This is a genomic window from Pseudomonas sp. Z5-35 (genome assembly GCF_051131945.1).
GTDB lineage: Bacteria > Pseudomonadota > Gammaproteobacteria > Pseudomonadales > Pseudomonadaceae > Aquipseudomonas > Aquipseudomonas marvdashtae.
Window position 1 is genome coordinate 4,197,172 of the sequence record NZ_CP071640.1, and the last position, 16,730, is coordinate 4,213,901.

Annotated in this window: 16 protein-coding genes; 6 read left to right on the forward strand and 10 right to left on the reverse strand. The window is 60.5% G+C overall.

Going from position 1 to position 16,730, the window contains the following annotated elements; translation table 11 throughout:
• Nucleotides 1-77 precede the first annotated feature (77 nt).
• A complete protein-coding gene (gene alaC, locus J3P95_RS19220; protein WP_434580060.1) occupies nucleotides 78-1,292 on the forward strand; it encodes an alanine transaminase in 1,215 nt (404 codons plus the stop codon).
• Between the two features lie 57 nt (nucleotides 1,293-1,349).
• Here the strand turns inward: alaC and J3P95_RS19225 are convergent, their stop codons facing one another.
• Both J3P95_RS19225 and J3P95_RS19230 read right to left on the reverse strand, forming a co-directional pair.
• Nucleotides 1,350-2,702, reverse strand: coding sequence for a GntP family permease (locus tag J3P95_RS19225; RefSeq protein WP_434626014.1), 1,353 nt, complete (start codon nucleotides 2,700-2,702; stop codon nucleotides 1,350-1,352).
• 92 nt (nucleotides 2,703-2,794) lie between these two features.
• Nucleotides 2,795-3,328: a gluconokinase gene (locus J3P95_RS19230; protein WP_434558316.1), complete on the reverse strand. Its 534-nt coding sequence runs from the start codon at nucleotides 3,326-3,328 to the stop codon at nucleotides 2,795-2,797.
• A gap of 215 nt (nucleotides 3,329-3,543) precedes the next feature.
• On the opposite strand from J3P95_RS19230, the gene J3P95_RS19235 reads away from it, so the two are divergent.
• Together J3P95_RS19235 and J3P95_RS19240 are read left to right on the forward strand one after the other, a co-directional pair.
• Entirely contained in the window at nucleotides 3,544-4,575 is a 1,032-nt protein-coding gene (locus tag J3P95_RS19235; RefSeq protein WP_434580058.1) for a LacI family DNA-binding transcriptional regulator, read from the forward strand.
• Nucleotides 4,576-4,891: 316 nt separating this feature from the next.
• Entirely contained in the window at nucleotides 4,892-5,311 is a 420-nt protein-coding gene (locus J3P95_RS19240; RefSeq protein ID WP_434558318.1) for a GNAT family N-acetyltransferase, read from the forward strand.
• 3 nt (nucleotides 5,312-5,314) lie between these two features.
• On the opposite strand, the gene def is transcribed toward J3P95_RS19240, so the two are convergent.
• The 3 genes from def to J3P95_RS19255 form a co-directional block, all read right to left on the reverse strand.
• The gene (def, locus tag J3P95_RS19245) at nucleotides 5,315-5,854 is read right to left on the reverse strand and encodes a peptide deformylase (protein WP_434558319.1); all 540 of its coding nucleotides are present in this window, start codon (nucleotides 5,852-5,854) and stop codon (nucleotides 5,315-5,317) included.
• Nucleotides 5,851-6,801, reverse strand: coding sequence for a YihY/virulence factor BrkB family protein (locus tag J3P95_RS19250; RefSeq protein WP_434580057.1), 951 nt, complete (start codon nucleotides 6,799-6,801; stop codon nucleotides 5,851-5,853). Before J3P95_RS19250 ends, def begins: the two co-directional genes overlap by 4 nt.
• Nucleotides 6,802-6,976: 175 nt before the next feature.
• Nucleotides 6,977-7,168 carry a CsbD family protein gene (locus tag J3P95_RS19255; RefSeq protein WP_186635368.1) on the reverse strand — a complete coding sequence of 64 codons (192 nt, stop codon included), beginning with the start codon at nucleotides 7,166-7,168 and terminating at the stop codon, nucleotides 6,977-6,979.
• A gap of 194 nt (nucleotides 7,169-7,362) precedes the next feature.
• Here J3P95_RS19255 and J3P95_RS19260 point away from each other — a divergent pair, with 194 nt between their 5' ends.
• The gene (locus J3P95_RS19260) at nucleotides 7,363-7,740 is read left to right on the forward strand and encodes a hypothetical protein (RefSeq protein WP_186613553.1); all 378 of its coding nucleotides are present in this window, start codon (nucleotides 7,363-7,365) and stop codon (nucleotides 7,738-7,740) included.
• A gap of 210 nt (nucleotides 7,741-7,950) precedes the next feature.
• On the opposite strand, the gene fadD1 is transcribed toward J3P95_RS19260, so the two are convergent.
• Nucleotides 7,951-9,642 (reverse strand): long-chain-fatty-acid--CoA ligase FadD1, encoded by a 1,692-nt coding sequence (gene fadD1, locus J3P95_RS19265; protein WP_434558322.1) that lies wholly within the window; start codon nucleotides 9,640-9,642, stop codon nucleotides 7,951-7,953.
• A gap of 302 nt (nucleotides 9,643-9,944) precedes the next feature.
• The gene (gene fadD2 / locus J3P95_RS19270; RefSeq protein WP_434558323.1) at nucleotides 9,945-11,633 is read right to left on the reverse strand and encodes a long-chain-fatty-acid--CoA ligase FadD2; all 1,689 of its coding nucleotides are present in this window, start codon (nucleotides 11,631-11,633) and stop codon (nucleotides 9,945-9,947) included.
• 224 nt (nucleotides 11,634-11,857) lie between these two features.
• On the opposite strand from fadD2, the gene J3P95_RS19275 reads away from it, so the two are divergent.
• Entirely contained in the window at nucleotides 11,858-12,802 is a 945-nt protein-coding gene (locus tag J3P95_RS19275; protein WP_434580056.1) for a lysophospholipase, read from the forward strand.
• A 38-nt stretch (nucleotides 12,803-12,840) separates the two neighbouring features.
• Nucleotides 12,841-13,311 (forward strand): MaoC family dehydratase, encoded by a 471-nt coding sequence (locus J3P95_RS19280; RefSeq protein ID WP_434558325.1) that lies wholly within the window; start codon nucleotides 12,841-12,843, stop codon nucleotides 13,309-13,311.
• A gap of 166 nt (nucleotides 13,312-13,477) precedes the next feature.
• On the opposite strand, the gene J3P95_RS19285 is transcribed toward J3P95_RS19280, so the two are convergent.
• From J3P95_RS19285 to J3P95_RS19295, 3 genes are read right to left on the reverse strand one after another with little or no spacing between them, the layout of a single operon-like run.
• Complete coding sequence (locus tag J3P95_RS19285) at nucleotides 13,478-14,341, reverse strand: efflux RND transporter periplasmic adaptor subunit (RefSeq protein ID WP_434580054.1); 864 nt, start codon at nucleotides 14,339-14,341, stop codon at nucleotides 13,478-13,480.
• 10 nt (nucleotides 14,342-14,351) lie between these two features.
• Nucleotides 14,352-14,558 carry a DUF1656 domain-containing protein gene (locus tag J3P95_RS19290; protein ID WP_434558327.1) on the reverse strand — a complete coding sequence of 69 codons (207 nt, stop codon included), beginning with the start codon at nucleotides 14,556-14,558 and terminating at the stop codon, nucleotides 14,352-14,354.
• On the reverse strand, nucleotides 14,545-16,545 hold the full coding sequence (locus J3P95_RS19295; protein ID WP_434580052.1) for an FUSC family protein: 2,001 nt from the start codon (nucleotides 16,543-16,545) through the stop codon (nucleotides 14,545-14,547). Before J3P95_RS19295 ends, J3P95_RS19290 begins: the two co-directional genes overlap by 14 nt.
• Nucleotides 16,546-16,730 lie beyond the last annotated feature (185 nt).

Genomic DNA, 16,730 nt, shown 5'->3' on the forward strand with positions numbered 1-16,730 from the left:
TTATCTTGCGCCGCAGGCCACCGCAGTGGCCGACGTCGCTCGGACGGTTCCGGGCGCTCACGTATCTCGAGGCAACAATGGCCGAACAAGGTTCGCCGCGCCGCTTTGCGCGCATCGATCGACTCCCCCCGTATGTATTCAATATCACTGCCGAGCTGAAGATGGCTGCGCGTCGGCGCGGCGAAGACATCATCGACTTGAGCATGGGTAACCCCGACGGCGCCACGCCCCCGCACATCGTGGAAAAATTGGTCACCGTCGCCCAGCGTGAAGACACCCATGGCTATTCCACCTCCAAAGGCATCCCGCGCCTGCGCCGCGCCATTTCGCGCTGGTACAAGGACCGCTACGAGGTGGACATCGACCCGGAAACCGAAGCCATCGTCACCATTGGCTCCAAGGAAGGCTTGGCGCACTTGATGCTGGCGACCCTGGACCAGGGCGACACCGTGCTGGTGCCCAACCCCAGTTATCCGATCCACATCTACGGCGCGGTGATAGCTGGCGCCCAAGTGCGTTCGGTGCCGTTGGTGCCAGGCGTGGATTTCTTCGATGAGTTGGAGCGTGCCATCCGTGGCTCGATTCCAAAGCCGAAGATGATGATCCTCGGCTTTCCATCCAACCCCACCGCCCAATGCGTGGAGCTGGATTTCTTCGAGCGGGTCATCGCCCTGGCCAAGCAATACGACGTGTTGGTCATCCATGACCTGGCCTACGCCGACATCGTCTATGACGGCTGGAAAGCCCCTTCGATCATGCAGGTGCCGGGCGCGAAAGACATTGCGGTGGAGTTCTTCACCCTGTCCAAGAGCTACAACATGGCCGGCTGGCGCATCGGCTTCATGGTCGGCAACCCGGAACTGGTCAACGCCTTGGCCCGGATCAAGAGTTATCACGACTACGGCACCTTCACCCCGCTTCAAGTTGCCGCCATCGCCGCCCTTGAAGGTGATCAGCAATGCGTGCGTGACATCGCCGAGCAATACCGCCAGCGCCGTAATGTGCTGGTCAAGGGCCTGCATGAGCTGGGCTGGATGGTGGAAATCCCCAAGGCGTCGATGTACGTCTGGGCCAAGATCCCCGAGGCCTATGCCCACCTCGGCTCGCTGGAATTCGCCAAGAAGCTGTTGGCCGAGGCCAAGGTTTGCGTCTCGCCGGGGGTGGGGTTCGGGGAATATGGGGATGATCACGTGCGCTTTGCGCTGATCGAAAACCAGGACCGGATTCGCCAGGCGGTGCGCGGGATCCGTGGGATGTTTAGGGCGGATGGGTTAAGCAAACCCAACAGCTGATTACGCGGCTAATGTGGCGAGGGAGCTTGCCCCTCGCCGCAGACAACCCTGGTGTTCTTAGATCACCAGCGACAGCAACAGAATGAAGCCCAGCGCCACCACGGACAGGATGGTTTCCATCGCGGTCCAGGTCTTGAAGGTCTCGGCCACGGTCATGTTGAAGTACTGCTTGACCAGCCAGAAGCCCGCATCGTTGACGTGAGACAGGATCAGCGAACCGGCACCGGTCGCCAGCACCAGCAATTCGCGGTTCACACCCGGCATCATTCCTACCACCGGCACGACGATCCCGGCACCGGTAATGGTTGCCACCGTCGCCGAACCCGTCGCAATCCGAATCACCGCCGCCACCAGCCAGGCCAGCAGGATCGGCGAGATCTGCGCGCTGACCGCCATATGGCCGATCACATCACCCACGCCGCTGGTCACCAGCATCTGCTTGAAGCCGCCACCGGCACCGATGATCAGGATGATCGCGGCCGTAGGGGCCAGGCTTGCGTCCAGCCATTTGAGCATCTGGCTGGAGCCGATGCCTTGTTTATAACCAAAGGTGTACAACGACAGCAGCAAGGCCAGCAGCAGCGCCGAAATCGGATGACCGATCATGTCCATCCAGACGCGGAACACGTTGCCGTCCGGCAGCGCCACATCAGCGAAGGTCTTGAGCAACATCAGGAACACCGGCGACAACACGGTGATCAAGGTGATGCTGAAGCTTGGCAGCTCGGCGGCGTTCGTATCACGCGCCAGCTGATCCACCAATTCCTGGTTCGGATGACCGGGGATGTGCTTGGCAATGAAGGTACCGAAGATCGGCCCGGCAATGATGGCGGTCGGCAGCGCGACGATCAGGCCATAGAGAATGGTCTTGCCGATGTCAGCGCCAAAGATGCCGATCGCCAGCAGAGGCCCCGGGTGCGGCGGCACCAAGCCGTGGACCGCGGAAAGACCGGCCAACAGCGGGATACCGATCTTGATGATCGACACACCGGTGCGGCGCGCGACGATGAACACCAGCGGGATCAGCAGCACGAAGCCGATTTCGAAGAACAGCGGGATGCCCACCAGGAACGCGGCGAACATCATGGCCCACTGCACCTTGTCCTTGCCGAAGGCGCGGATCAGGGTCTGGGCGATCTGATCGGCGCCGCCCGACTCGGCCATCATTTTGCCGAGCATCGTGCCCAGCGCCAGGATGATGCCGACAAAGCCCAGCACGCCACCAAAGCCGTCCTGGAACGCCTTGATGATAGTGCCGGCCGGCATGCCCGACGTCAGGCCGAGGAAAGCGGCGGCGATGGTCAGTGCGATGAAGGGGTGGATCTTGAACTTGGTGATGAGGACGATGAGTCCAATCACCGTGACCACTGCATCGAGCAGTAGGTACGTCTCGTGGGACATGCCGAACATGGGAGGTGTCTCCTGATTTGTTGTTGTTATTGAAGCAGTTATTTTCAAGCCGTCGGGACAGCGCTATCTTTCTGACGCAAATTTTTCCAGGCTCAGCTGGCGAGCTTCAAGCCATGGGCCAGCCACCAGACGTAAGCCTGGCGCGCCAGTTCATCAACGCTGTGGCTGGACGCATCCAGAGCCAGGGTCAGGGGCTCGCCGACAGGGGATTCAAGAGTGGCGAACTGGCTGTCAATCAGGGTCGACGGCATGAAATGGCCGGGACGATGGGAAACCCGATCAGCGGCCACTTCTGGAGTCAATTCTAGGAATACGAAGCCCAGGCCTGGCAAGGCGCTGCGCAGACGCTCGCGATAACTGTGCTTGAGCGCGGAACAGGTCAACACCGGGCGGTTGCCCTGGGCGTCGACACGACGCAGTTCGTCGCACAGGCTGTCGAGCCAGCCGGCACGGTCGTCGTCGTTCAAGGGAATACCGGCGCTCATCTTCTGGATGTTGGCCGCAGGGTGGAACGTGTCGCCTTCAATGGCGGTGGCGTCGCTCAGTTGGCACAGGGCCTGGCTGACGCAAGTTTTGCCGCAACCGGCAACGCCCATGATGACCAGGGCGGTGATTGGATTATTCATGTAACACCTCAGCGCGCAGACAGCGCTACCTTTGCCAGTTATGACACCGCAGCAAAAGCAGAAGTTGCCGACGCCTTCTTGTCATTTTTGTGGTTGCAGCATGTACGTCCACGACACTTGCACACAGGGATCAGGCAAACCCTGCTCGCGCATTTGCAGCCGCGCCGAGACAGCGCTACCTTAGTGCCTTGATTTTTGTTTGGCAAGCCACCCTGATGACCGCCCCTAAAAACGATAAGAATACTCGCACCACCGGTCGCCCCACGCTCAACGAAGTCGCACGCCTGGCCGGTGTCAGTCCGATCACCGCCTCCCGTGCCCTGCGTGGCGTCAGCACCGTGGCCGCCGAATTGGTGGACAAGGTCCGCCAGGCCGCCCTGGAACTCAACTACGTCGTCAACCCCGCCGCCCGCGCACTGGCCTCGGCCCAGAGCCATTCGGTGGTGGTGCTGGTGCCGTCGTTGTCCAACCTCCTGTTCATTGACACCCTGGAAGCCATTCATCGCGTGCTGCGGCCCAAAGGCTTCGAAGTGGTGATTGGCAACTACCACTATTCCCGGGATGAAGAAGAAGACCTGCTGCGCAATTACATGGCGTACCAGCCTCGAGGCTTGCTGCTGACCGGATTCGACCGTACCGAAAGCGCCCGGCGCATGATCGAGGCCAGCAATATTCCTTGCGTGTACATGATGGAATTGGACCCAGGCGCCGGCTTGAACTGCGTAGGCTTTTCCCAGCTCAAGGCCGGCGAGACCGCCGCCGAGCATTTGATTTTCCGAGGTCGCAAGCGCCTGGCCTATATCGGCGCCCAGCTAGACCAACGCACGCTGCTGCGCGGCGAGGGCTTCCGCCATGCGCTGCAGAAAGCCGAACTCTACGACCCGGACCTGGAAGTACTGACGCCGCGTCCGTCGTCGGTGGGCTTGGGCGCAGAACTGTTCCTGCAATTGCTCGCCAGCCACCCGGACGTCGATGCGATTTTCTTCGGTAACGACGATCTGGCCCACGGCGCCCTGCTCGAGGCGTTGCGCTGTGGCATCAAGGTCCCCGATCAGGTATCGATCCTGGGCTTCAACGATCTGCCCGCCTCGGCCCATATGGTGCCGCGCTTGAGCAGCATCAGCACTCCAAGGGAAGCGATTGGCCGCCGCGCCGCTGAACAGATGCTCACCTTGATGGCTGGCAATCGTATTACCCAGCCGGTGGTTGACCTGGGATTCGAACTCAAGGTTCGCGAAAGTACCTGAGCGGTTCCGACATGAAGCGGTCGATCCATGCCGACGAACCGCGAATGTGAAGCTGGGGCTACAGCCCCAGCTCCTCCCGAGGCAAAGCCAGGCGTTGCCGGTTCAATGGCCGAACAGGTTGACCTTCTTGGTTTTTTTGTCGGCGCGCTTTTCATCGGCGGTCTTCGCCGGTTTTTTCTTTGCCGCCTTTTTTGAATCCATGCCTTTGGCCATGATACGTACTCCAGTCATACGGGATGTAAGCCAGGTATACACCTATCGCTGCACCGGCGTTCTTTTATAATCGCCCTCCCCTTATCGCCTAAGCCCCCCCGCCATGCTGGAAATCCATTACACACAGCTCGAAGAATCGCTGTGGCCGCTGATGAACAAGTTTTATCGCGCCCACCAATCGTCGATGAAAGCGGTACGTGAAGCGCAATTGTGGGTGGCGCGGCGGGATAAAATCGTCGGCGCCTTGTGCCTGCGCCCATTGTCGGGTGGGCATTGGCTGACCGGATTGTTCGTCGACCCGGCATACCGCACGCAAGGCATCGCCGCGCGGTTGATCGAAGAGGCGCTGAGCGGCGTGGAGGGGCCGGTTTGGCTGTTTTGCCATCCTGACCTGCGCAGCTTTTATGAGCGACGTGGTTTCAGCGTCGACCCTCAGTTGCCCTATGCGCTGGCTGAACGCCTGAGCCGGTACGCGCGCAGCAAGCCGATGATTGCAATGGGGTTGGAACCTGCAAAACCCTGACGATCAATCGTCGGCCGCTGGGTCAAGGTCCGGGAACATCACTTCAGTAAATCCGAACTTGCTGAAAGCGGTGATGCGCGATGGGTACAAGCGACCTATCAGGTGATCGCATTCATGCTGGACCACCCGGGCGTGGAAACCTGAAGCCGTGCGCACGATGGCTTCGCCCTTGGGGTCGAAACCTTCGTAGCGGATGTGCTGGTAGCGATCCACCGCACCGCGCAGGCCCGGTACCGACAGGCAGCCTTCGTAGCCTTCCTCCGTCAGCGGATCCAGCGGCGTGATCAGCGGATTGATCAAGATAGTCTGCGGCACGGCCTCGGCGTCGGGATAACGCTCGCTGTGCTCGAAGCCGAAAATCACCAATTGCAGGTCGACACCAATCTGCGGTGCCGCCAGGCCAACGCCGCCAACGCTCTCCATGGTCTGGAACATGTCATCGATCAGTTGCCACAACTCAGGAGTGTCGAACATCTCCTTTGGCACCGGCGGCGCAACGCGCAGCAGGCGTTCATCGCCCATCTTCAGGATTTCGCGGATCATGTTTGGGCTTCGTCAGTTTTCGTCTTAATGGAGTGGTCGCGACCAAGACCGGACACATGCTGTTTTTCGCTATGCTCGTCCGGATTCTTTTCGCCTTTGTCCTTGCCTTCGGCGGACATGTGCTCGATCACCGCGTTCATCTCCGCACCGAGCAGCAGCACCGCCGAAGAAATATAGAAATACAGCAGCAAGACGATGATCGCGCCGATACTGCCATACATGGCGTTGTAGTCGGCGAAGGTCTTGACGTAGAACGCGAAGCCCAGGGACGCGATGATCCACACCACCACAGCCAACACCGAGCCTGGCGTGATGAACCGAAACTCCTGCTTGACGTCGGGCATCACGTAATAGATCAGCGCCACGGCCACCATCAGCAGAAAGACGATGATCGGCCAGCGCACGAGGGTCCAGAGGGTGACGATAAACTCCTCCAGCCCGACCTGGGCGGCAATCCAGCCCATCACCTGCGGCCCCAGCACCATCAGCGCCGCAGCGGCCAGCAACATGCCGGCGATGCCGATGGTGTAGAAAATCGACAGCGGAAAGCGCTTCCAGGCCGGACGCCCCTCGACCACATCGTAGGCTGCGTTCATCGCGCTCATCATCAGCCGCACACCGGCCGAGGCAGTCCACAACGCGATCACGATACCGATCGAAAGCAATCCGCCCTTGGATTGCTGGAGCTGGTCGATCACCGGGTTGACCTGTTCCAGGGCCTGGGGCGGAAGCACCAGCTCCGATTGCAGGCGCAACCAGGAGAAGAAGTCCGGCAGGTGCAGGAAACCGATCAGGGCAATCAGGAAAAGAATGAAGGGGAACAGCGAAAACAGCATCTGGTAAGCCAGAGCGGAGGCGTACGTCGACATCTCGTCGTCGAGAAATTCATTCACCGTGCGTATCATCACGCGGTGCAGGGGCAAGCCTTTCAAGGCCGAGAACATCATGTGCGTCTCCTTTCGCCGCAAAAAAGGAAGGTCGCCTGGCGACTCACGGAGTTGCTATCCAAGACAAAAGTAACCTGTTTGGCGACTTTGGAACAATTTTCCCCGGTGCAAGTTCGAGCCGACATGATAACGGCCACCCGCGGATGGCCGTTCCAATCGTTTTTTAACAGGCCGGTTACGCCTCGTTAACGCCTTTCTTGACCGCATCCTTGGCCTTGCCCACGGTTTGCTGGGCCTCACCTTTTTTCTCCTGGACCACGCCCTCGGCGCGCATGCGGTCATTGTCGGTGGCCTTGCCGACGCCTTGCTTGATGTTGCCGACGGCTTCGTTGGCAACGCCCTTCACTTTATCGCTCGTGCTACCCATGATGTCTCTCCTGTGAATAACTGTACGAAAAGTCATTACATAGGGTTGACCGAGGCCGTTTGCGGGGAGTTTCATTTTTTCAGCGGCGCATTTCATCGTCAGATGCAGGTTACGCTTTATGTTTGCCGATCCACCCCCGAGAATGCTCCACGTATTCAGGCTGCGGCCCGAAGCTCCAATCCCGTAGGAACGTTATGAAACTCGATAAAAAGCAGGCCATCGCCCGCAGGAACCAAGAACTGGGCGGCGCCGTCCTGGGCGTCAATAACTGCCATTTCAGCGAACTGAACCGCAACCGCAACATTTTCTGGTTCGACATTCCAGTGGCCCGCCTGGCCATTGGGCAATACGAATGGATTCACCTGCTGCTGCACACGCCGGCCACCGACGAGTTGTTGCATCTGAAGGTACCGACCGTGTTCCTTCGCGAAAAAATGGAAAACCTGGAAGTGCGCAACCAGGGCAAACGCAAGGCAGCCTTGAGTCTGGAACTCAGTGCCGACAAGGATTCGTACCTGCAAGACATGCGCCCGGGTGGCACTAATCTAGATTTTGCGCAGTTTCGGTTGTAGTCCGATCGCCAGACGCCGGTTTCCCCTGTGGCGAGGGAGCTTGCTCCCGCTGGACGCGAAGCGGCCCCTTGCGGTGTATCAGTCGGACCGGATGGGGCTGCTGCGCAGCCCAGCGGGAGCAAGCTCCCTCGCCACAACGGCAGCCCCGCGCGAGGACTTCACCTTGTAACAAAAACCCCGCATCAGCGGGGCTTTTTGTGGGTGGAGGGCTTACTTCTTCAACCCCAACTTCCTCAGTTCTTCATCACGCAGCTCACGGCGCAGGATCTTGCCCACGTTGGTGGTCGGCAACGCATCGCGGAATTCCACGGTCTTGGGCACCTTGTAGCCCGTGACGTTGGCGCGCATGTGCTCCATCACCTGCTCCTTGGTCAGGGTGACACCCGGGCGCGCGACGATGAATATCTTGATCGCCTCGCCGGATTTCTCATCCGGCACCCCGATGGCCGCGCATTGCAGCACACCCGGCAGGGTCGCCAATACATCTTCCAATTCGTTGGGGTACACGTTGAAGCCGGAGATCAGAATCATGTCTTTTTTGCGATCGACAATGCGCATGTAGCCGTCCGGCTGGATCACCGCGATGTCGCCGGTCTTGAGCCAGCCATCGCTGTCGAGCATCTCGTCGGTGGCGTCCTGGCGCTGCCAATAGCCCTTCATGACCTGTGGACCTTTCACGCACAACTCGCCGATTTCACCCAATGGCAGCTCGACGCCAGCGTCATTGATGACCTTGCACAGCGTCGACGGCACCGGAATACCGATCGTGCCAACCTGGATGTGCTGGATCGGGTTGACGGTGGCGACCGGGCTCGTCTCGGTCATGCCGTAGCCTTCGCAGATCGGACAACCCGTGACCGCTTTCCAACGCTCCGCCGCGGCCAATTGCAAGGCCATGCCGCCAGACAAGGTCACCTTCAGCGCTGAGAAGTCCAGCTTGCGGAAAGCTTCGTTGTTGCACAGCGCCACGAACAACGTGTTGAGGCCAACGAAACCGCTGAACTTCCACTTCGACAGTTCCTTGACCATCGCCGACAGGTCGCGCGGGTTGCTGATCAGGATGTTGTGGTTGCCGATCAGCATCATCGCCATGCAATGGAAGGTGAATGCGTAGATGTGATAAAGCGGCAGCGGCGTGATCAGCACTTCGCAGCCTTCATTGAGGTTGGAGCCCATCAGCGCCTTGCACTGCAGCATGTTCGCCACCAGGTTGCGATGGGTGAGCATCGCGCCCTTCGCCACGCCAGTGGTGCCGCCGGTGTACTGCAACACGGCCACTTCATCGCTGGCAGGGTTGGCTTCGGTCACGGGTTGGCCATGGCCCTTGCTCAGCACATCGTTGAACTTGATGGCCTTGGGCAAGTGATAAGCCGGGACCATCTTCTTGACGTACTTGATGACGCTGTTGATCAGCAAACGCTTGAGCGGCGGCAGAAGATCGGCGACTTCGGTCACGATGACGTGCTTGACGCCCGTCTTGGGCACCACGTGCTCGGCCAGGTGCGCCATGTTTGCCAGGCACACCAGCGCCTTGGCACCGGAGTCATTGAATTGATGTTCCATTTCCCGCGCGGTGTAGAGCGGGTTGGTATTGACCACGATCAGCCCGGCACGAATCGCACCGAACACGGCCACTGGGTATTGGAGGACGTTGGGAAGTTGCACGGCAATTCGATCGCCCGGCTGCAAATCGGTATGCTGTTGCAAGTAAGCGGCAAAGGCACCGGACAACTCGTACAGCTCACCGTAGGTGATCGTCTTGCCAAGGTTGCTGAATGCCGGCTTGTCGGCGAAGCGTTGGCAGGATTGCTTCAACACCGCCTGAATATTCGGATACTCATCTGGATTGATGTCGGCAGCAATCCCAGCTGGGTATTTATCCTTCCAAAAGTCTTCGATCATGGAAGCCCCACTCCTCAGCAACGCGAATTCTCACCGCATTTGATGCGATTATTATTGGTGTGTGTCTATTGGTGAATCTGGCTGGGTAAAGGCCGAGAAGTCACAAAAGCGCGCCGAGAGTAGCAGCTTTGCCAAGGGTCGCCTAGAGCCAAAAACGGCCCCCACAGTCACAAACATGACTTAAGAACATTCAATAGTCATTTTTAGAGTAAAAATTCTAAGCCCTGAATAATTACGTCAAGTACATAAAGCACTGTGGGAGCATGCTTGCTCCCACAGGGGTTCTACCGGACCTCTCTGGTTCAGGCGATGTCGCGCAGCTCCCGTCGCAAGATCTTGCCCACCGGCGTCATCGGCAGCGACTCTCGCAGCACGATGTGCTTGGGGATCTTGTACCCCGTGAAGTTCTCCTTGCAGTACGCCTTGAGCTCTTCAAGGCTGACGCCCGACTCACGCGCCACCACGAACAGCTTCACCGCCTCCCCCGAACGTTCGTCCGGCACGCCGATGACGGCGCAACTGGCGACTTTCGGGTGAGCCATCACCACGTCCTCGATCTCGTTGGGGTACACGTTGAAACCCGAGACGATGATCATGTCCTTCTTGCGGTCGACGATACGCACAAATCCATCGGGGTCGATCACCGCGATATCGCCGGACTTGAACCAGCCTTCGCTGTCCAGCACTTCAGCGGTAGCTTCAGGCTTGTTCCAGTAGCCCTTCATGATCTGCGGGCCCTTGATGCACAGCTCTCCGCGCTCACCAAGAGGCAGCTCGATACCGTCATCGCTGATGACTTTCATCAGCGTCCCCGGCACCGGCAAGCCCACCGTACCCAGGCGCGACTTGCCGCCGTAAGGGTTGGCACTGGCCACTGGCGAGGTTTCGGTCAGCCCGTACCCTTCGGTAATACCGCAACCGGTGAGCTGTTTCCAGCGCTCGGCGGTGGCCTTGACCAGCGCGGTACCGCCTGAGTTAGTGACCTTGAGGTTGGAGAAATCCAGCGTCTTGAAATCCGGATGATCCATCAGCGCCACGAACAACGTGTTAAGCCCCAACAACAGGGAAAACCGCCAGTTCTTCAGCTCCTTGATGAAGCCGCCGATGTCCCGTGGATTGGTGATCAACACGTTGTGGTTGCCCGTGACCATCATGCACATGCAGTTCGCCGTGAATGCATAGATGTGGTACAGCGGCAGCGGCGCGATCATGACTTCCTGGCCTTCGCGCAACAACGGCTGGCCGTCGTCGCCGATCTGCCCCAGGCAGGCCCGGGCCTGCTGCATGTTGGCCACCAGGTTGCCGTGGGTCAGCATTGCGCCTTTCGCCAGCCCGGTGGTACCGCCGGTGTATTGCAGCACGGCAATGTCGTCGAGGCTGACGTTCAACGGCTTGATGCCCTGGCCACGGCCCAGGCGCAAGGCAGTCTTGAAAGAAACGGCTTGGGGTAGCGAATAGTCCGGGACCATTTTCTTGACCTTGCTCACCACCGTATTCACCAACCAGCCCTTGGCGGTGGGCATCAGGTCGCCCATCTTTGCCTCGATCAGGTATTGCAGGTCGGTGTCAGGCAGCACTTCCTGGACTTTCTGTCCGAACATGTTCAGGTACACCAGCGCCCGGGCTCCGGAGTCCTTGAACTGGTGGCGCATTTCCCGCGGGGTATACAACGGGTTGGTGTTGACCACCACCAGTCCGGCGCGCAGCGCACCGAAGACGGCGATCGGGTATTGCAGGACGTTGGGCATCTGTACCGCGATGCGATCGCCCGGTGCCAGGTCGGTATGGGCCTGCAAGTAACCGGCAAAGGCCGCGCTGTAGCGCTCGAGCTCGGCGTAAGTGAGCGTCACCCCCATGTTGCTGAACGCCGGACGGTCGGCAAATTTCTTGCAGGAACGCTCGAACACCTCGACGACCGACTTGTAGACACCGTGTTCGATGTCCGAAGGCACGCCGGCCGGGCGTTTGTCATTCCAGAAATCAGGCTGCATTGTTTTTGTCCTCTTTACCTGAACGTATCCGGGACCGCTTGCGTATCGCTTGCACAGGCGGTGCTCATGGGACACTAGCAGCTATGGCCAATCAGGCAAATATGGCAACTTGCGTCATAGATTGTGTGAATCTTCCTGCCTCGCCGAGAGCTGATCAGGCGAGACGCAGCGGATGCGCTATACAATGCAGCGACGCTGCGTCTGATTTGTGCAAAGGAACCGCCATGATCCACCAAACGTTCTGGCTGACCGCGACCGACCACAGCCGCCTGTTCGTCAATCAGTGGTTGCCCGAAACCGCCCCATCGGCGGTGATCATGCTGGCCCACGGCATGGCCGAACACAGCGCCCGCTATGGGCGCCTGGCGCAAGCGCTGTGCGACGAAGGTTACGGCGTCTATGCGCCGGACCTGCGTGGCCACGGCAAGACCGGTGAAGAAGCCATCCTCGGTCATTTCGCGGACGAGGACGGCTGGGCCAAGGTCGTCGGCGACCTGGCGAGCCTTAACCACCACATCGGCCAGCAGCATCCCGATATCCCCATCCTGCTGCTGGGCCACAGCATGGGCAGCTACATCGCCCAAGCTTACCTGCTGCACCACAGCGCCAGCCTGCACGGGGCGATTCTCAGCGGTTCGAATTTCCAACCCGTGGCGCTTTACCGTGCGGCGCGCCTGATCGCCCGCTTCGAGCGTCGACGTCAGGGAGCAACGGGGCGTAGCGCGCTGATCGAGTGGTTGTCATTCGGCAGTTTCAACAAAAAATTCAAACCCGTGCGCACGCCTTTCGACTGGCTCAGCCGCGACCCGGCCGAGGTGGACAAATACGTCCGAGACCCGCTATGCGGCTTTCGTTGCACCAATCAGCTGTGGGTCGACCTGCTGGGTGGGTTGCAGCAGATCAGCAAAGCGTCCAATCTCGCGCAGATCGATCCGGGCCTGCCGCTGCTGGTGATTGGCGGCGAATGTGATCCGGTGAGCGAGGGCAAGCGTCTGAAGGATCTGGCCGACGCCTTGCGCGACGCCGGCAACCAACATATGCACTTGACGATTTACCCGCAGGCCCGGCACGAACTGTTCAATGAAACCAACCGCGATGAAGTGACGGCCGATGTGCTGGTCTGGATTGCCCAGGCCCTGAGTCACCAGCGGCCGCCACGCAGCGAGTAGCTTTGCCGCGTTTTCCCTTACCCGTCCAGGATCCAGACATGACCCAGGTTACCAACATCCCTTACGAAGCCCTCGAAGTCGGTCAGACTGCCAGCTACAGCAAGACCGTCGAAGAGCGCGACATCCAGTTGTTCGCCGCGATGTCGGGCGATCACAACCCGGTGCATCTGGACGCCGAGTTCGCCGCAGCCAGCATGTTCAAGGAACGCATCGCCCATGGCATGTTCAGCGGTGCGTTGATCAGCGCGGCGGTCGCCTGTGAATTGCCTGGGCCGGGCACCATTTATATTGGCCAGCAGATGAGTTTCCAGAAACCGGTAAAGATCGGTGACACCTTGACCGTGCGCCTGGAGATCCTGGAGAAGCTGCCAAAATTTCGCGTGCGCATCGCCACCCGCGTGTTCAACCAGCGTGATGAAATGGTGGTGGACGGCGAGGCCGAGATTCTCGCCCCGCGTAAACAGCAGACCGTGACATTGCCGACGTTGCCGCCGATCAGCATCGGCTGATGGCACATGGTGCTCTTCGTGGCGAGGGAGCTTGCTCCCGCTGGGGTGCGAAGCGCCCCTGAGAAAAGCCCACCGCGTTTAATCTGATTAACCGTGTGTTCTTTTTGCGGCCGCTTCGCAGCCGAGCGGGAGCAAGCTCCCTCGCCACAGGGTCCGCAGGCAACGGTTATTGCCGCCCCTCCTGCACCTGCACGCTCGCCGTCATCCCCGCGCTCAGGCTCACCCCTTCCGGCACCTTGTCCAGCTTGATCCGCACCGGAATCCGCTGGGCCAGGCGCACCCAGTTGAACGTCGGCTCGACCTCGGCCAACAGTTGCGCATCGGGGTTGGTATTGCGGTCGGTAATGCCTCGGCTGATGCTTTGCACATGGCCTTCGAGCGCATGGCCGGCGCTCATCAACCAGACTTTGACCGGATCGCCGACGCGGATCCGCGGCAGTTTGGTTTCTTCGAAATAGGCCTGCACGTAGAACGTTGAGTCATCCACCAGCGCCATGACCGGCTGCCCGGCGTTCACGTAGTTGCCTTCGGCCAGGCGCAGGTTGGTGATGTGGCCGCTACGTGGGGCCAGGACCTGGCTGCGCGCCAGGTTCAGCTCGGCAACCTTGGCCTCGGCCTGGGCCTCGCGCAGTTCACCACGGGCGATCCCCGCGTTGATCTGGGCGTTTTCGCGCAACTCGGCGCTGATGGCCTGTGGACCCAATGCGGCGCGGCGACTGGCTTCGTGTTCGCGCAGGCTCAGTTGCTGCTGGCGAGTCTGGACCACCGCCCTGGCCTTCTCCACCGCGGCCTCGAAACGCTCGCGATCGATATTGAGCAATACGTCGCCGGCCTTGACCTGCTGGTTATCCACGGCCTTGAGCTCGCGCACCCACCCCGATACGTCGGGCGCGATTACCACCACGTCGGCACGGATCCGCGCATCCCGGGTCCAGGGCGTGAGCATGTAGTACTGCCACAAATGAAACCCGGCGAAGATCGCCACGGCCACCACGCTCAGCGTGACGGCAACACGTACGGAAGTACGCATGTTCAACTCCTTATAACGGTCCGAGGACCAGGGTAATGACAGTCAGGACACAGACATACAGGGCGCAGTCGAACAAGGCCTCATGCCAGATCCAGCGCCCGGCCGGCACGACGCTGAGCAACAGGCGCAGCGCCCCCGTCACCAGCAAGGCCAGCACCACATAAATCAGGAACGGGCTGAGCAAGACCCCGCCGATCGACCACTCACGCAAGCCCATGGCTATGCTCCCCTCGTTGAGGTTCGTGCTGACGGCACCAGGCGCGCCAGCTGTTCTGCAACTGCACGACCGCGCCTTGCGCCAACTTCAGCGCATCGCTGGAGGGCTGCTGCGACAGCACTTGCAGATACTCGTCGCTCGCCTGGGCCAATGCCTCGGCCTCGCCACCGGACGGACCGCGTTCCAGCGCCTGCTCCAGGGTTTCGAAATAGCGGCGCTGGGCCGGGGCCTCGGGCACTTGGGCGACGGCCAGGCTCAAGCGCAGGTGCAGCAACTCATCGCCAATGTCCAGGCCCAACAAACCGTCATCCCAACGACTGCGCGCGGGCACCGGCAGTTCGGGATAATGCCGCGCCAGTTGCAACAAACGGTCGGCCATGCGTCCGCCAAACCAGCTCTCGGCCCCGCGCAGGTTGCGATGGGTCAGGCGCACCAGATCGTCCAGCGTCGCGGCCAGCAGCCGACGGCTGTGCCAGGCCGGGTTGCGCAGGATCAACAGCTTGAACGCCAATACCGCCGCACCTACGCCAATCATTATGGCCTGGGCGTTATTGAAGAAAGTCGAGACGTCATACTTCATGGCGTTGAGCGGCGACACCAACACCACAAAGTGCAGGCAGAACGACGTGGCCGTGGCGTAGAGCGGCGGCTTGGCCATGCCCAGCGCGCCGAAGAACAACGGCACGCCCATGGCGATGCAGAGCATCGCGAAACTGCTCCATTGCGGCAGCAGGATTTCACCGATCACAAACGCTGTCGGCACTGCCAACAGAATGCCGCGCAAAAAACTCATGCCGATCTGCGCACCGTTTTCACGGCTGGCGAACAGGCTGCAGACCACGCAGGTGAGCAGCAGCGCGCCCGACGCGGCGGGCCAGGCGGTCGCCAGCCAAAAACACGACACCGTCAGGAACGCCAAGGCGCTGCGGGCGCCGAACACCATGGCCAGGGACACATCCCGGTGGGGTGCCAGGGTTCGCGGCGGGTCCGCCGCTTCCCTGCCCTCCTGCACTGCCGACAGCGCAGCGCAAGCGGCCAGGGCGGTATCAAGCAGCAAGGCGAAACGCGCCAGGCAATAACTTTGCGCCGAGCTGATCCGCGGGTCGTGAGACGCGTCCAGGACCCGAGGCCGCAGCGCCTGCAGCGTCGCGCTATCCGCGTCGAGAGCCTGCTGCACCTCTGTCATCCACGGCTGGAGCGCTTCGGCCTCCAGCGGCTCAAGCTGTTTCCATTGCCGACGCACCGAACGGGCAATACGCAGCAGCATCAGCAGCTTCTGGCTCAAACCGCTGATGGCCCGGGCGCGCTGGCGACCCAGGCTGCCTTCGAACCAGGCGTGCTCGCGCTGGGCATCCACCGCGACGATCTTGCCGAGAATCTCCAGCAAACCTTTGCGCGCCTGGGCATCGCCGGCCAATGTCGCACGGGCCGCCTGCATGCCGCTCTGCCAGGCAGCGCGAGCCTGATCCGCCAATTGTCGTTCGACCCGCAACGGCCAGAGCAACGCACTGGCCGCCGTGGCGCAGGTGATGCCCAGGCTGATCTCGGTACAACGGGCCACGGCCTGGTCGAACACGCCAAGCGGATGGGAGATGGCCGGCAGGGCGATGATCGCCACCGTGTAGCCGGCCAGCACGAAAGAGTACGACCAGGCGCTGCGCAACAGCGTCGAACAGGCTGTGCACACGCCGAGCCACAACGCCAGCGCCAGCAAAAACAACCACGGCGCCTGGGCAAACAGCCCCATGAACACGACCGACATGATCGTTCCCACCAACGTCCCGACCAATCGCGCCAAGCCCTTTTGCACCACCATGCCGGACAGCGGCTGGGCGACGATGAACGCCGTCATCAAAGCCCAAGACGGCTGCTCCAAACCCCAGCGCAACGCCAGCCACAGCGCCAGGCCACCGCCGAGGACGGTTTTGATGGCGAACTGCACAGCGAGGCGATCGGGAGCGAACAGGGCCTGGAAGGTGATGGGCACGCGGAAAACTCTTTTCTGGGGACGTTGTAACAATAGATTGCGTTAGAGGTGGCGCAATTATTAGCTAGCTATCTAATTGAGTCCAGCGTTGTTTGTTGACGGATTCGACAAACACTATTACGCGTCTTTCCACTGATTGCCTCCCATAAAAAAACGCCAGACGAGCTGGCGTTTTTTGCATCACA

What these genes read in the sequence shown, in the direction of transcription:
- J3P95_RS19275 (WP_434580056.1), top strand. Translation starts at nt 11,858, where the DNA reads ATGATCCACCAAACGTTCTGGCTGACCGCGACCGACCACAGCCGCCTG.
- def (WP_434558319.1), bottom strand. Translation starts at nt 5,854, where the DNA reads ATGATCCGCGAAATCCTGAAGATGGGCGATGAACGCCTGCTGCGCGTT.
- J3P95_RS19290 (WP_434558327.1), bottom strand. Translation starts at nt 14,558, where the DNA reads ATGGGCTTGCGTGAGTGGTCGATCGGCGGGGTCTTGCTCAGCCCGTTC.
- J3P95_RS19240 (WP_434558318.1), top strand. Translation starts at nt 4,892, where the DNA reads ATGCTGGAAATCCATTACACACAGCTCGAAGAATCGCTGTGGCCGCTG.
- fadD2 (WP_434558323.1), bottom strand. Translation starts at nt 11,633, where the DNA reads ATGCAGCCTGATTTCTGGAATGACAAACGCCCGGCCGGCGTGCCTTCG.
- fadD1 (WP_434558322.1), bottom strand. Translation starts at nt 9,642, where the DNA reads ATGATCGAAGACTTTTGGAAGGATAAATACCCAGCTGGGATTGCTGCC.
- J3P95_RS19250 (WP_434580057.1), bottom strand. Translation starts at nt 6,801, where the DNA reads ATGATGTTCTCGGCCTTGAAAGGCTTGCCCCTGCACCGCGTGATGATA.
- J3P95_RS19280 (WP_434558325.1), top strand. Translation starts at nt 12,841, where the DNA reads ATGACCCAGGTTACCAACATCCCTTACGAAGCCCTCGAAGTCGGTCAG.
- alaC (WP_434580060.1), top strand. Translation starts at nt 78, where the DNA reads ATGGCCGAACAAGGTTCGCCGCGCCGCTTTGCGCGCATCGATCGACTC.
- J3P95_RS19255 (WP_186635368.1), bottom strand. Translation starts at nt 7,168, where the DNA reads ATGGGTAGCACGAGCGATAAAGTGAAGGGCGTTGCCAACGAAGCCGTC.
- J3P95_RS19225 (WP_434626014.1), bottom strand. Translation starts at nt 2,702, where the DNA reads ATGTTCGGCATGTCCCACGAGACGTACCTACTGCTCGATGCAGTGGTC.
- J3P95_RS19260 (WP_186613553.1), top strand. Translation starts at nt 7,363, where the DNA reads ATGAAACTCGATAAAAAGCAGGCCATCGCCCGCAGGAACCAAGAACTG.
- J3P95_RS19235 (WP_434580058.1), top strand. Translation starts at nt 3,544, where the DNA reads ATGACCGCCCCTAAAAACGATAAGAATACTCGCACCACCGGTCGCCCC.
- J3P95_RS19230 (WP_434558316.1), bottom strand. Translation starts at nt 3,328, where the DNA reads ATGAATAATCCAATCACCGCCCTGGTCATCATGGGCGTTGCCGGTTGC.
- J3P95_RS19285 (WP_434580054.1), bottom strand. Translation starts at nt 14,341, where the DNA reads ATGCGTACTTCCGTACGTGTTGCCGTCACGCTGAGCGTGGTGGCCGTG.